This is a genomic window from Aeromicrobium sp. P5_D10, assembly GCF_054049535.1.
Map to the genome: position 1 here is coordinate 143,276 of NZ_JBFUME010000003.1, position 12,688 is coordinate 155,963.

Below are 12,688 nucleotides of genomic sequence, written 5' to 3' on the forward strand. Positions count from 1 at the left end.
GCGGTGTCGCGACGCTCAAGCGTGGACGGCGCGGCCGGTCGCCCAGGCGGCGAGACGCAGACGGATGCTCCGGCGCGGCCGGACCGTGCGGTGCTGCCGCGCCTGCTGCGCCGCCTGGGCGAGGGCCAGATGCCGATCGATTTCCAGGGCGATGAAGGACTGCGGGTCGATGATCATGAGTCCAGCGTCGCCGCCTGAGGTAGCCGCCCACATCAGACAAGATCCCTAACTTCGAACAGCCACTACCTCAGCAACGTCACCATGGGCCGAGGGAGCGCTAGCGACCGAAGGCAGGCGCCCGGGCGAAGCCCGGCTGAGGCGACGAAGGAGCCACAGTGGCTGCGAGGAACGAGCAGCGCGCCCTATTTGAGCGTCTTCTTACCTCCATGCAGCAGCGTGATGAGCTGCAGCGCCTTGCCGTCGGTCTTGGCATCACGCGCGAACGACGTCAGCATCATGACCGGCTTGAACTTCTGCCGGGTGATCGACTTGGCGTACGTGAACTCCTTGAGCCCGTCGGGGCCGTGGATGCGTCCGAAACCGGACTGACCCACGCCGCCGAACGGCAGGCTCGGCACACCAGCGAAAGCGATGACGGCGTTGACCGACGTCATACCCGAACGGATGCGGCGGGCGATGTCGACGCCGTTCTTCTTGGAGAACACTGCACCGGCGAGACCGTACTCGGTCGCATTCGTCAGCGCTACGGCCTCGTCCATGCTCCTGACCGGGTTGATCGCGAGCGTTGGACCGAATGTCTCATCGGTTATCTCGGTGGAGTTCTCTGGCACATGGGTCAAGATCGTCGGCTGGACGAACCGCTCCCCCACGGCATCTGCACCGCCGAGGGCGACATTGGCACCCTTGGCGATCGCATCGTCGATATGGCTCTTGATGACCTTGAGCTGCGACGGCATCGTGATGGGACCGATCTTGCCGCCCTGTTCGGCCTTGAGATCCTTGGCCTGCTCCAGGATCTCGGTCATGAACGAGTCGAAGACCAACTCATGCACGTAGACCCGCTCGGTGCCGACGCACGTCTGCCCGGCGTTCGACATGCCACCCCACAGTGCGGCTTCGGCGGCCTTGGCGATGTCGGCGTCCTGGTCGACGATCAGGGAGTCCTTGCCACCGGCCTCGATCACGACAGGCGTGAGGTTCTCGGCACAGGCTGCCATGACCTTCTTGCCCGTCGCACCCGACCCGGTGAATGCGAGCTTGTCGATATCCGCTGTGCACAGCGCGTTGCCGGTCGGTCCGAATCCCGTGACAACCTGCAGGACGGCGCGACCGTGCACGACCTCGGTGAACGTGTCGACGAGCCAGGTGCCGACTCCCGGCGTGTACTCGCTGGGCTTGAACACGACGGCGTTGCCAGCGGCCAGGGCGTAGGCGAGCGAACCCATCGGCGTGAACACGGGGTAGTTCCAGGGGCCGATGACCCCGACGACACCGAGCGCCTTGTACTCGACGCTCGATGCCTGGTTGGCCATCAGCAGACCTGAGCTGACCTTGCGGGGGCCGAGTACCTTCTTGGCGTTCTTGGCCGCCCAGGCGATGTGGTCGATCGCCAAGATGATCTCGAGCTGGGCATCGCCGTGCGGCTTGCCGGTCTCGCGGTGCGACAGATCGGCGAGCTGGGCGATGCGGCGGGTGATGACGCTGCGCCAGGTCAGCAGGTACTCGGCGCGCTCGGCGAACGTCAGGTCGCCCCACCAGTCAGCCGCTTCGCGCGCACGGGCGACCGCCGCATCGACGTGAGCCTTGCCGTGGACGGGGTGCGTGCCGACGACATCGCCATTGGCGGGATTGAGCGAGTCGAAGGTCTCGGCGGTCTCGGCCGCAGCAGTCGGATCCAGCGTTGCAGTCATCGTGACTCCTTGATGAGGTCGGCGCACTTCTCGCCGATCATGACGGTGGGGGCATTGGTGTTGCCGCGGGGCACGCGCGGCATGACGGACGCATCGGCGACCCGCAGGCCTTCGACGCCGTGGACTTTGAGCTCGGGATCGACGACGCTGCCCTCGACCGTGCCCATCGCGCACGTCGCGACGGGGTGGTAGAGCGTCTGGGCGAGCTTGCCGATTCCTTCGATGATCTCGTCGTCGGTCGGATCGGCGGACGCCGGAATCCACGGCTCGTCGATGAATCTGGCGATCGGCCCCTGACGGAGCACGTCATTGGCCCGGCGGAATCCCGCGATCATGGCATCGAGGTCGGCCCGGTCGTCGAAGTAGCCCGGATCGATCTCGGGCTGCCAGGTCGGATCGGTCGAACGCAGCTTCACATATCCCTTGCTCTGGACGTTGACCAAAGTGACTGCGGTTGTGAGCGCGCGGCGGACCGGTTCGTGCATGCCGTTGTCGTAGAACCCGGTCGGTGCAACGTGCAGTTGGATGTCGGGCAGTTCGAGATCGTCGCGGGAGGCGAAGAACGCGCCGGTCTCGGCGACGTTGGAGCTCAACGGGCCCTTGCCGGTGGCCTTCCACTTGAGCAGATTGCCCACACCCAACATTTCGGCGATATCAGTCGTGTCCTTGGTGTAGCTCAAGATGCCGGAGACCGGATGATCTTGCAGATTCTGACCGACTCCCGGCGATTCGACCGCGACGTCGATGCCGATCTCGCGCAGGTGGGCTCCGGGTCCGATCCCCGACAGCATCAGCAACTGCGGGCTGTTGATCGCGCCGCCGCTCAAGATGATCTCGGCCTCGGCGCGTACGACGTGCGACTGGCCCTCGCGGATGTAGGCGACACCGGTCGCGCGGGTGCCGTCGAGCACGATCTTGGTCACGAACGCCTCGGTGAGCACCGTCAGGTTCGGCCGATCGGCAGCCGGGTGGATGTAGCCGTCGGCGACCGACCAGCGTCGCCCCTTCTTGCACGTGACCTGGTAGCGACCGATGCCTTCCTGCTTGGCACCGTTGAAGTCGTCATTGCGCTTGTGCCCCGCAGCGACCCCGGCCTCGATGAACGCCGTGCTCAGTTCATGGTTGTAGACCCGGTCCTCCACGTGCAGCGGACCGTCCTGGCCGTGGAAGGGATCGCCGAGTCGAGTGTTTCCCTCGGCCTTCTTGAAGTACGGCAGGACGTCGTCGAATCCCCAGCCGGTCGCGCCGTAGGCATCGCGCCATTCGTCGTAGTCGGCGTGATTGCCCCGGATGTAGATCATGGCGTTCATTGACGAGCAGCCGCCGAGCGCCTTCATCCGTGGCCAGTAAGCGCGTCGTCCGGCGAGGTGTTTCTGCGGGGTCGTCTCGTAGTTCCAGTCCCATTTGGTCTTGAACAGCGTCGAGAAACCCAGCGGCATGTGGATCATGTCGTCGTCATCGGCGGGGCCCGCTTCCAGCAGCAGGACGTTGACGAGGGGATCTTCACTCAGGCGTGTCGCGATGACGCCGCCGGCACTGCCTGACCCGATCACGATGTAGTCGAAACGCATCTCTGCCATGACATCCTCTCGACCGATGATCGGAGCCACGCCGCACATGCGTGACCCAGACCACAAACCTACTGGGAGTATGTCGGTGACACAACCGCTGTCACCGTCCGACTTCGCTCCTCGCTGCCGCGCTCAGCCGTGCATCCAGTTGGCGGCGCCCGGTTCGGTCGATCGGAACCTCGATGACCCGGATGCCTTCGACCTCCTGCGCCAACACGTCGGCGAGATCTGCCACCTCGACAAGCCGGTGCGACACCCCGAAGCCGGCGCACAGTTGCCCGATGTCGGCGCCCGTCGGGGTCGCATAGATCCGCTCGAACGAATCGGTGTATTCCGGCGCCCCCTGCTCGAGCGTCGTGAAGATGCTGCCGCCGTCATCGGAGGCGATCACGATCGTGAGGTCAGGGCGCGGCTCGCCGGGGCCGATCAGCAGACCGTTGCTGCCGTGCAGGAACGTCAGGTCGCCGACATAGGCGATCGCCCGGGTCGACTCTCGTGCCAGCGCCGCGCCGATCGCGGACGACAGCGTCCCGTCGATGCCTGCCAGTCCCCGGTTGGCGATGATCAACCGTCTCTCGCCCACGGGGTACGGCCGGGCGACCAGATCAAGGTCACGGATCGGGCTCGACGCGCCGACGAACAGCATCCCGCCGGCCGGGACCGCCGCGCTGACCGCCTTGGCCAGGTCGTACGGTGTCGTGCCGTCGAGTTCGGCGTCGACCGCAGCCGTGACGGCGGCGTCGGCATCGTGCCAGGCCTGCAACCAAGCCGGGTCATCCGGGCCTTCGACATCGACGCCACCCAGTACGACCGGGGATCCTCCGGTCTGCAAGGTCGACATATGTGTCTGGTCGATGAACCGGACGTTCGCGCCCGCCGGAACCGGGAACGTCGCCTGTGTGCCGACGTGGACGATCTCGATGTCGGTGCGAGACAACAGCCGGCTGACGGGACGGGTCAGCGTCGCGTGGCCGAAGCTCACAACCCGCTCGATCTGCTCGGTCAGCGGGGAATGCTCCAGCACCAGGCGGTACGACACCAGCGCCTCACCATTGCGCGATCCCGACGACGGTTCGGCCAACAGCGGCCAGCCTGCGTCGCGGGCCAGGATCCGGGCGGCCTGTCGAGCATCGTCGCCGGCCACGACCACGGTGCGAGGGCCGGGCTCCAGCCTCACCGGAGCCTGCGGGTGCCAGGCCCAGCCCAGGCTTCCGCCGGTCGGGAAGTCCCATTCGACCTGTTCGATCAATGGTTCTTCGAGCTCGAGATTCAGGTGGGCCGGACCCCACGACAGTTGTTTGACCCGTTCGATGAACGGCACCCCCGGGAAGATCTCGCGCTGATCCGTCGTCTGATTGGCGCCGGTGCCCCGAAGCCGTCCCGGCCTGTCTGCCGTGATTGCCAGAACAGGCACCTGCGAGTGCATCGCTTCGAGCATGGCCGGGTGCAGATTGGCCACAGCTGTGCCCGACGTCGTCACGACCGGGACCAGGCGATGCGAAGCCTTTGCGAGGCCGAGCGCCAGGAAGCCGGCCTCCCTCTCGTCGACGCGGACGTGCAGGCGCAAGAGCCCCTGCGCATCAGCTGCGGCGAACGCCAGCGCGATCGGGCCCGAACGGGAGCCCGGCGCGAGCACGACGTCGGTGACATGGGCACCCAGCAAGGCCCCGACCAACCTCCGGGCTACTCCGACTGCTCGTTGCTGAGTCATCCCAGCACCGCCCGCACCGCCGAGAACCGGGCCTGCCAGCGGGCATCGGTCTCACCGTCGGCGGCCACGGCGTCATAGGCGGCGAGGTCGAAGAACTGGCGTCCGACCGGGAGGAAACCGTCGATTGGCACGAGTGGCCTCGCGACGACGTCGCCGTCGAGCAAGGATGTCGTCGCGAGGCCGCACGCATAGGGCAGCTCCGGCAACGCGGCGGCCAGCGCGAGTCCCGCCGCCAGACCGATCGACGTGTCGACGGCACTCGACACCACGACGGGCAGGCCGATCTGTTCCGCGATCCGCAGACACGCATGCACCCCGCCGAGCGGCGCGACCTTGAGCACCGCGATGTCGGCGGCATCGAGCGCGACCACCCGGAACGGATCATCGGCCCGCCGGATCGACTCGTCGGCGGCGATCGGGACGTCGACCCGGCGGCGGACGGTCGCGAGATCCTCGACCGATGCACAGGGCTGCTCGACGTACTCCAGACCGTTCGCGGCGGTATCGAGCGTCCGGATCGCGGCGACTGCCTCGTCGACCGTCCAGCCGCCGTTGGCGTCGACCCGCACCTTGCCCTGGGGGCCGATGGCATCTCGCACCGACGCGACGCGGGCGACGTCGTCGGCGAGCGTCTGCCCCTTCTCGGCGACCTTGACCTTTGCGGTGCTGCAGCCGCTGCTCGCGACGATCTGCGCCGCCTGCTCGGGCCCGACCGCGGGCACGGTGCAGTTGACCGGGATCCGGCTCCGCAATGCCGTCGGCCACTCCACCTCCGCCGAGGCGACCGCCGCAGCCAGCCACGGCGCGCTCTCTCGTGCGTCGTAGTCGAGGAACGGACTGAATTCGGCCCAACCGGCCGGCCCCTCGAAGATCATCCCCTCGCGCCGGGTGATGCCACGGAACTTCGTCGGCATCGGGATGGAGAAGGTACGCGGCTGCACAAGTGGCAACTTACCGGGAGGTCCGTACGTTGGTGTCATGAGCCGTATCGCCATCGTCGGAGGCCATGGCAAGATCGCCCGCCTCCTGGTCCCATTGCTTGTCGCAGACGGGCACATCCCGGTCTGCCTGATCCGAAACCCCGATCAAGCGCCGCGCTTGGAAGCCCTCGGCGCCGACGTCACTCTTCTCGACATCGAGGCATCCGAGGCGCAGGAGTTCGCTGCCGCGTTCGCCGGCGCCGATGCCGTGGTGTTCGCCGCTGGCGGCGGTCCTGACGGGAACGCAGCCCGCAAGAAGACCGTCGACCTGGGCGGATCTCTCAAGTCGATCGCGGGTGCGACTGCCGCAGGTGTCCGGCGGTTCGTGCAGATTTCGGCGATCAGCGTCGACAAGCCCATCGACGAGGGCGCCGATCCCACCTGGATCGCCTATGTCGAGGCCAAGCGCGACGCCGATATCGCCCTGCGCGACAGCGATCTCGACTGGACCATCATCCGTCCCGGCGGACTCACCGACGGTCCCCCGACCGGCCACATCACACTGGCCGAGCAGGTCGAACGGGCGCATATCCCTCGCGCCGACGTCGCCGCGCTCGTCGCGGCCGTGATCCCGAATACCGCGACGCACCGAAAGCAGTGGGAAGTCATCAGCGGGCCGACGCCGATCGCCGACGCCATCACCGCCGCGACCTGATCCCACCTACCCCGCCTGCCCCGTGGGCGGTGCGCCAGCGTCCACGTCCGCCACATTCTTGGACGCCAGTGCACCGCCCCCTCGGACGGAGAAGGGCTGGGTCAGTGGATCAGGGACTGCCGGTCGATCTTCCCGCCGGGCAGCAACGGCAACTCATCGAGCAGCCGGACCTCCCGGGGGGCCCAAGTACGGGGCAGACCGGACTCCTCAACGGCATCGCGGACCTCATCGAGCCGCAGCCCGTCGAGGCAGACCGCGTCGGCCGGAACGAGATAGGCCACGACCCGCGCACCCCACTCCTCATCGTCGACTGCCACCGCCACCGCATCGCGGACGCTGTCGAGCTGCCGCAGCGCGGCCGTCACCGCAGGGAGAGCGATGTTGACCCCACCACTGATCACCACATCGTCGGACCGTCCGGTGATCCGTAGCCGACCGTCGACGATCTCGCCGAGGTCGGCGGTCATGAACCAGCCGTCATGCATCACGGCGGACGTGGCATCGGGATCGGTGTAACCGTCGAACAGCATCGGCCCCGCGATCAGCACCTGACCGTGATCGTCGAGCCGCAACTCGACCCCGTCGAGCGGGAGGCCGTCGTAGACGCATCCGCCGCACGTCTCGCTCATGCCATAGGTACGCACGACGTTGACACCACTGAGTCGATCGAGCAGATCCGGGGGCGTCCCGGCACCGCCGATCAACAACGCGTCGAGCTGCTCGAACACCTCGACGCCATCGCTTTCGAGCACCCGATGGACCTGGGTCGGGACGAGTGAGGCATATCGCCGCTCCCCCGGAATCGCGGCGATCGCATCGGCCAGGCTCAGGTGATCGGCCGCGAAGACAGGTTCGAGACGCGCCAGGGCCGACCGCACCAGCACCTGGAGCCCACCGACCCCCGTGACCGGCATCGCCTGCAACCAACCGCCGGGACCACCCAACCGGTCGAGAGTCGCCCGTGCGGACGCGAGCATCGCCCCGTGCGACAGCACGACCTCCTTGGGCGACCCCGTGCTGCCCGACGTGCGGACGACGAGCGGATCCCCACCGTCACGCACCCAATGCTCGACGAGTGCGAAAACCTCACGTGGTTCGCCGGCCACGGGGCGAAGCGATGTCGTCACGGCGTCCGCCCCGGCTCTCCCGGCTCGGCCGACTGGTCGAGCGGCCGCTTGAAGTACACCCACGGGAACCAGTGCGAACCGATCCGCTCCCAGCCTTGACCTTCGAGCTCCTTGGCCTTGCGACCACCGATCACGGCGCGAGCGTGCTCCCATCTCTGATCGGACTGTTCGACGTCGTGGAACAACGGTCCGAAGCGAACCGAGTGCCAGCCGTGGCGCCCCCAGGCGTTGAGCTGATCCATCTCGTTGAAGGCGGTCAGTCCGACCAGTTGGCGGTGCTCTGCCGTGCCCGGGATCGGCTGCGGACGACGGCCGAAACGTTGCTGGGCAGCCTGCCGTGACATGCCGAGGGCGGATCCGATGGCTTCCCAACTCGATCCCGAGGCGCGGGCGGACGCGACGGCGTCGTGCAGCAACTGATTTGTGACTTCATGCGCCCGGCGCGTCAGCAACACCAGTTCGAGGTGCGCTTCCGGTTCGCGCTCCAGGCGGCGTTCCAGCGTGGGGTCGACGCGAGCGACCGCGCGGGCGATGAGATCTGCGAACTGCGCATCATCGACGGTCATGGTGTCAAGGCTAACTTGACACCCCAAAATGCGTCAACCATTCATTGACAGTGGCCAGGGTGGCAGACTGGACAGCCATGACTGCCTCACTCTCGCCCACCCAGCTCTGGATTGCCGGCGCTCGACCACGCACCCTCCCGGCTGCCGTGGCTCCCGTGGTGGCCGGGACCGGCGCTGCGGCATTCGCCGATTCCGTCGTGTGGTGGAAGGCATTGCTCGCGCTCGGGGTCTCGCTCGCGCTGCAGATCGGCGTCAACTACGCGAATGACTACTCCGACGGCATCAAGGGCACCGACGACGACCGGGTCGGTCCGCTGCGCCTCGTCGGTTCGGGTCTCGTGCCCGCGAAACGGGTCAAAGCCGCGGCAGTGCTGTTCCTGGGTCTCGGCGCTGTCCTCGGCTTCGCCCTCGCCGCGACGTCCAGTTGGTGGCTGTTGCTGGTCGGCGTCGCCGCTCTGGGCGCCGCGTGGACGTACACCGGAGGTCCGTCGCCGTACGGCTACCGCGCGCTCGGCGAGGTCAGCGTTTTCGTGTTCTTCGGCCTCGTCGCCGTCCTCGGTACGGCCTATGTGCAGATCGGGAGCATCACGGCACCGTCAGTCGCAGCCTCGATCGGCATCGGCGCGATCGCGTGCACGATCCTGGTGGCCAACAATCTGCGCGATATCCCGACAGATTCGGTCACCGGCAAGAAGACGCTCGCCGTCGTCCTCGGCGACGCCGGAACCCGTCGGCTGTTCGGCCTGTTGATGCTTCTGGCGATAGCCATGGTCGTGTGGGCGGCGTTCTCCACGCCGTGGGCGCTGCTGGCACTTATTTCTCTGCCTCTGATCGGCCGGGCCGCGAACGCCATCGCCTCGGGGGCCCGAGGCATGGCGCTGATTCCGGTGCTGCGCGACGCGGGCCTGGCTGAACTCGTCTACGCCGTGGGTCTCGCGGTCGGGCTGGCGATCGGGGCCTGACGTGCTGCGCGTCGCGGTTGTCTCCGACACCCACGCCCCGCGTTTCTGGAAGGCCATGCCCCCGGCGGTGGCCTCTCAGCTCGACGGTGTCGATGTGATCCTGCACGCCGGAGATGTCTGCCTGCCCTCGGTCCTCGACGAGCTCGCGGCGTACGCGCCGGTGCACGTCGTCGCCGGCAACAACGACGGTCCCGAGGTCGAGGCATGGGGTGCCCCCGAGACCCTCGAAATCGAGCTGGACGGAGTCCGCGTCGCGATGATCCACGACTCGGGCCAGAAGCAGGGCCGGGCAGCGCGGATGCGGCGACGCTTCCCCGAAGCCGATCTGGTCGTGTTCGGCCACTCGCACATCCCGTGGGACACCGAGGAGAACGGTCAACGTCTGCTGAACCCCGGATCGCCGACCGACAAGCGCCGCCAGCCTCACGGCACCATGGCGCAGGTCGTCATCGATGCCGGGCGGATCGTGTCGGTGCAGATCGTGCGGGTGACCTAGGCCGGCACATCCGGCAGGGCGCCGGTGACGGCGAACTCTTCGAGTGCCGCGGCGTACGGGGCGATGTCGATTCCCTTCTCGGCCAACCAGGCATCGTCGTAGTACGTGTGGGCATAGCGCTCGCCGCCGTCGCACAGCAACGTGACGACGCTGCCCACTTGGCCCGCGGATCGCATATCGCCGATGATGTCGAGCGAGGCCCACACATTCGTGCCGGTCGATCCGCCCACGGGACGGCCGAGGATGCCCGAAACCCAGCGCATCGTCGCGATCGACGCAGCGTCCGGAACCCTGACCATCTCGTCGACCACGCCGCCGACGAACGAGGGCTCGACCCGCATACGTCCGATCCCCTCGATCCTGGACGGCCGGTCCGTCGTGACGTCGGAGCTGTCGGACTCCCAGCCGCCGTAGAATGCCGAATTCTCCGGGTCGGCGACCGCGATCCGAGTGTCGAATCGTCGGTAACGCACGAATCGTCCGATCGTCGCGGACGTGCCCCCAGTGCCTGCGCTGACCACGATCCACGTGGGGCACGGGTGGGGTTCGGCCGACAACTGGTCGAAGATCGACTCCGCGATGTTGTTATTACCCCGCCAGTCGGTGGCCCGTTCGGCGTACGTGAATTGGTCCATGTAGTGACCGCCGCATTTCGACGCGAGCTCGCGGGCCACGTCGTAGACCGTCCCCGGATCGTCGACCAGATGACAGCGGCCGCCGTAGAACTCGATCAAGTCGATCTTCTCCGGGCTGGTCGAGGCCGGCATCACCGCGACGAACGGCAGCCCGATCAGGCGGGCGAAGTAGGCCTCGCTCACAGCGGTCGAACCGCTGGAAGCCTCGATGACCGTCGACTCTGGCCCGATCCAGCCATTGCACAGCGCGTAGAGGAACAACGACCTGGCAAGTCGGTGCTTGAGGCTGCCGGTCGGGTGGACCGATTCGTCCTTCAGGTACAGATCGATTCCGTCGACCGGGATCGGCAGGACGTGCAAGTGCGTGTCAGCGCTGCGATTGGCGTCGGCGTCGACACGCCTGATCGCCTCGGCGATCCAGGCCCGACTCTCAGTCGATGTCTTCGGCACTGCGGGACTCCTCGATCCGCGCGGTCATCCGCTCGGCCCGCTGATGGACGTTGAGTGCGAGCTTGTTGCGCAGTCCCGCCAGCGCGAAGATCGAGATGACAGAGGAGATGACGAGCGAAACAAGCAACACGAAGATGTTGAAGATCTCCGTCCGTTCGAACCAGATCTGCCCGACGAACCACACCACGACAAGACACACCAGCAAAATCGCGAAGCGGGCCAGCGTGTAGGTCCAAAAAGCCTTCATGCAGCCAGCCTAATCGGTGCGCCCCGATGTTCGTGCTGCCGGTTGTGCCAGGCCGGATACGGTGGTGGCATGGGTAAGGCAGTTCTGATCGCACTCGGCGTCGTGATGCTGATCTTTGCGATCTTCGATCTTGTGGGCACGCCGAAATCGCAGGTCAAGCTGCTTCCCAAGCCGGTGTGGCTGCTGATCCTGCTGTTCGTCCCCTTCGCGGGCCCGCTGGCCTGGCTCTTCTGGGGCCACATCAAGGACATTCCGCCCAAGCCCCGCAACACCGGCTGGACGCCGCCGCCCGGACCGCGCGGTCCCGACGACGACCCCGACTACCTCCGGGGCCTGTAAGACCTGTCAGTCGTCCCAGCGGAACATCTTGCTGGCGATGGCCGTCACGACGACGGCGAATCCCAGCAGGATCCCCATCGGCACAAGGGCCGCGACCGGGCCCTCCCCGCGGACCATGGTGTCGAGCATTCCGTCATTCAGGTGTTTGAGCGGCAGGACCTTGCTGATCGCCGTGACGTAGCCCGGTGCCCCGTCGAGCGGGAAGAACGATCCTGACAAGAACGCCATCGGCAGGACGACGAAGTTGGCGATACCGACGGCGGCTTCCTCGCTCTTGGCCACGGCTCCGGCGAGCAGACCGATCGCCATGAACGCCAAGGTGCCGCACACCAACAGCGGGATGATCATGGGCCACGAACCCGTGAGCTTGAGGTCGAACAAGGCCACTCCGACACCCAGGAAGATCGCCGCCTGCACGATCGCGATCGCGATCGAGACCGCGATCCGCGCCACGACCACCGAGCGGGTCGGAATCGGCGCCAACCGCAGCCGCCGCAACAGCCCATTGCGCCGCCACACAACCAGGTTCGTCGCGGCGCCGAATGTCGCCCCCGAAGCGATGGCCCAGCCCATCAGACCCGGTGTGTAGTACTGGATCGCCGACAGCGAATCGTCCTCAACCTGATCGGTTTCCAGGCTGAACCGCGGCGGCTGACCCGTCACCTGGATATTGGCTGACTGGACTATCGCCTGGAACGTCCCCTGGACCGTCGCGGCCTTGACCTGATCGGCCTGCGAGTACCGCACGATCAGCCGATCCCCGTCTTGGGAGATCATCGCGTCCGCGTCACCCTTGCGGACCTTCTCGATGGCAGCCTTCTGGTCCTTCGACTTGGTGATGTCGAGGCTCTTGGCGAGATAGGCGCGCATGTCTTTCGGCGCCTCGTCGAGGATCGAGACAGCACCGACCTGGATGATCTCGGACTTGGACGCCCCCTGGTTCGTGAAGATCCCGCCGAACAGCACCAGGAACATCAGCGGGAAGATCACGGCGAAGAAGAACGCCATCTTGTCGCGGAAGAAGCCCTTGAGCATGGCTCGGGCCAGGCTGATGAACGCTCTCATGCGCGAACCCCGT

The 12,688-nt window shown here is 66.7% G+C and carries 14 protein-coding genes; 4 read left to right on the forward strand and 10 right to left on the reverse strand.

All coding sequences use genetic code 11. The features are described from left to right. Window positions 1-15: 15 nt before the first annotated feature. The 5 genes from ACXJKC_RS05750 to ACXJKC_RS05770 form a co-directional block, all read right to left on the reverse strand. The gene (locus ACXJKC_RS05750; protein ID WP_456695725.1) at window positions 16-177 is read right to left on the reverse strand and encodes a hypothetical protein; all 162 of its coding nucleotides are present in this window, start codon (window positions 175-177) and stop codon (window positions 16-18) included. 185 nt (window positions 178-362) lie between these two features. Then, window positions 363-1,871, reverse strand: coding sequence for an aldehyde dehydrogenase family protein (locus ACXJKC_RS05755; protein ID WP_456695726.1), 1,509 nt, complete (start codon window positions 1,869-1,871; stop codon window positions 363-365). Then, window positions 1,868-3,451 (reverse strand): GMC family oxidoreductase, encoded by a 1,584-nt coding sequence (locus ACXJKC_RS05760; protein WP_456695727.1) that lies wholly within the window; start codon window positions 3,449-3,451, stop codon window positions 1,868-1,870. Before ACXJKC_RS05760 ends, ACXJKC_RS05755 begins: the two co-directional genes overlap by 4 nt. Window positions 3,452-3,542: 91 nt before the next feature. Beyond that, window positions 3,543-5,153 carry a 2-succinyl-5-enolpyruvyl-6-hydroxy-3-cyclohexene-1-carboxylate synthase gene (gene menD, locus ACXJKC_RS05765; RefSeq protein ID WP_456695728.1) on the reverse strand — a complete coding sequence of 537 codons (1,611 nt, stop codon included), beginning with the start codon at window positions 5,151-5,153 and terminating at the stop codon, window positions 3,543-3,545. Further along, a complete protein-coding gene (locus ACXJKC_RS05770) occupies window positions 5,150-6,067 on the reverse strand; it encodes an o-succinylbenzoate synthase (protein ID WP_456695729.1) in 918 nt (305 codons plus the stop codon). The genes menD and ACXJKC_RS05770 overlap by 4 nt, the downstream gene beginning before the upstream one ends. Window positions 6,068-6,131: 64 nt before the next feature. Between ACXJKC_RS05770 and ACXJKC_RS05775 the strand changes: the two genes are divergently transcribed. Beyond that, on the forward strand, window positions 6,132-6,788 hold the full coding sequence (locus ACXJKC_RS05775) for an NAD(P)H-binding protein (RefSeq protein ID WP_456695730.1): 657 nt from the start codon (window positions 6,132-6,134) through the stop codon (window positions 6,786-6,788). 101 nt (window positions 6,789-6,889) lie between these two features. Here ACXJKC_RS05775 and ACXJKC_RS05780 read toward each other — a convergent pair whose 3' ends face one another. After that, on the reverse strand, window positions 6,890-7,915 hold the full coding sequence (locus ACXJKC_RS05780; protein ID WP_456695731.1) for an AMP-binding protein: 1,026 nt from the start codon (window positions 7,913-7,915) through the stop codon (window positions 6,890-6,892). Continuing rightward, window positions 7,912-8,481: a hypothetical protein gene (locus ACXJKC_RS05785; protein ID WP_456695732.1), complete on the reverse strand. Its 570-nt coding sequence runs from the start codon at window positions 8,479-8,481 to the stop codon at window positions 7,912-7,914. Before ACXJKC_RS05785 ends, ACXJKC_RS05780 begins: the two co-directional genes overlap by 4 nt. 77 nt (window positions 8,482-8,558) lie before the next feature. Between ACXJKC_RS05785 and ACXJKC_RS05790 the strand changes: the two genes are divergently transcribed. Both ACXJKC_RS05790 and ACXJKC_RS05795 read left to right on the forward strand, forming a co-directional pair. Beyond that, the gene (locus tag ACXJKC_RS05790) at window positions 8,559-9,443 is read left to right on the forward strand and encodes a 1,4-dihydroxy-2-naphthoate polyprenyltransferase (RefSeq protein ID WP_456695733.1); all 885 of its coding nucleotides are present in this window, start codon (window positions 8,559-8,561) and stop codon (window positions 9,441-9,443) included. A 1-nt stretch (window position 9,444) separates the two neighbouring features. Further along, window positions 9,445-9,939, forward strand: a complete 495-nt coding sequence (locus ACXJKC_RS05795; protein WP_456695734.1) for a metallophosphoesterase family protein — start codon at window positions 9,445-9,447, stop codon at window positions 9,937-9,939. Here the strand turns inward: ACXJKC_RS05795 and cds1 are convergent. Both cds1 and ACXJKC_RS05805 read right to left on the reverse strand, forming a co-directional pair. Further along, complete coding sequence (cds1, locus tag ACXJKC_RS05800) at window positions 9,936-11,024, reverse strand: L-cysteine desulfhydrase Cds1 (RefSeq protein WP_456695735.1); 1,089 nt, start codon at window positions 11,022-11,024, stop codon at window positions 9,936-9,938. The two genes, ACXJKC_RS05795 and cds1, sit on opposite strands and share 4 nt — an antisense overlap. Then, a complete protein-coding gene (locus ACXJKC_RS05805) occupies window positions 11,005-11,271 on the reverse strand; it encodes a DUF4229 domain-containing protein (RefSeq protein WP_456695736.1) in 267 nt (88 codons plus the stop codon). The genes cds1 and ACXJKC_RS05805 overlap by 20 nt, the downstream gene beginning before the upstream one ends. A gap of 69 nt (window positions 11,272-11,340) precedes the next feature. Here ACXJKC_RS05805 and ACXJKC_RS05810 point away from each other — a divergent pair, with 69 nt between their 5' ends. Continuing rightward, window positions 11,341-11,610 carry a PLD nuclease N-terminal domain-containing protein gene (locus ACXJKC_RS05810; RefSeq protein ID WP_456695737.1) on the forward strand — a complete coding sequence of 90 codons (270 nt, stop codon included), beginning with the start codon at window positions 11,341-11,343 and terminating at the stop codon, window positions 11,608-11,610. Between the two features lie 6 nt (window positions 11,611-11,616). Here ACXJKC_RS05810 and ACXJKC_RS05815 read toward each other — a convergent pair whose 3' ends face one another. Beyond that, on the reverse strand, window positions 11,617-12,675 hold the full coding sequence (locus tag ACXJKC_RS05815) for an ABC transporter permease (RefSeq protein ID WP_456695738.1): 1,059 nt from the start codon (window positions 12,673-12,675) through the stop codon (window positions 11,617-11,619). Window positions 12,676-12,688: the final 13 nt, after the last annotated feature.

Coding starts and splice junctions, on each gene's coding strand:
- ACXJKC_RS05755 (WP_456695726.1), bottom strand. CDS start 1,871: ATGACTGCAACGCTGGATCCGACTGCTGCGGCCGAGACCGCCGAGACC.
- ACXJKC_RS05770 (WP_456695729.1), bottom strand. CDS start 6,067: ATGCCGACGAAGTTCCGTGGCATCACCCGGCGCGAGGGGATGATCTTC.
- ACXJKC_RS05790 (WP_456695733.1), top strand. CDS start 8,559: ATGACTGCCTCACTCTCGCCCACCCAGCTCTGGATTGCCGGCGCTCGA.
- ACXJKC_RS05750 (WP_456695725.1), bottom strand. CDS start 177: ATGATCATCGACCCGCAGTCCTTCATCGCCCTGGAAATCGATCGGCAT.
- ACXJKC_RS05760 (WP_456695727.1), bottom strand. CDS start 3,451: ATGGCAGAGATGCGTTTCGACTACATCGTGATCGGGTCAGGCAGTGCC.
- ACXJKC_RS05810 (WP_456695737.1), top strand. CDS start 11,341: ATGGGTAAGGCAGTTCTGATCGCACTCGGCGTCGTGATGCTGATCTTT.
- ACXJKC_RS05805 (WP_456695736.1), bottom strand. CDS start 11,271: ATGAAGGCTTTTTGGACCTACACGCTGGCCCGCTTCGCGATTTTGCTG.
- ACXJKC_RS05775 (WP_456695730.1), top strand. CDS start 6,132: ATGAGCCGTATCGCCATCGTCGGAGGCCATGGCAAGATCGCCCGCCTC.
- ACXJKC_RS05815 (WP_456695738.1), bottom strand. CDS start 12,675: ATGAGAGCGTTCATCAGCCTGGCCCGAGCCATGCTCAAGGGCTTCTTC.
- menD (WP_456695728.1), bottom strand. CDS start 5,153: ATGACTCAGCAACGAGCAGTCGGAGTAGCCCGGAGGTTGGTCGGGGCC.
- ACXJKC_RS05785 (WP_456695732.1), bottom strand. CDS start 8,481: ATGACCGTCGATGATGCGCAGTTCGCAGATCTCATCGCCCGCGCGGTC.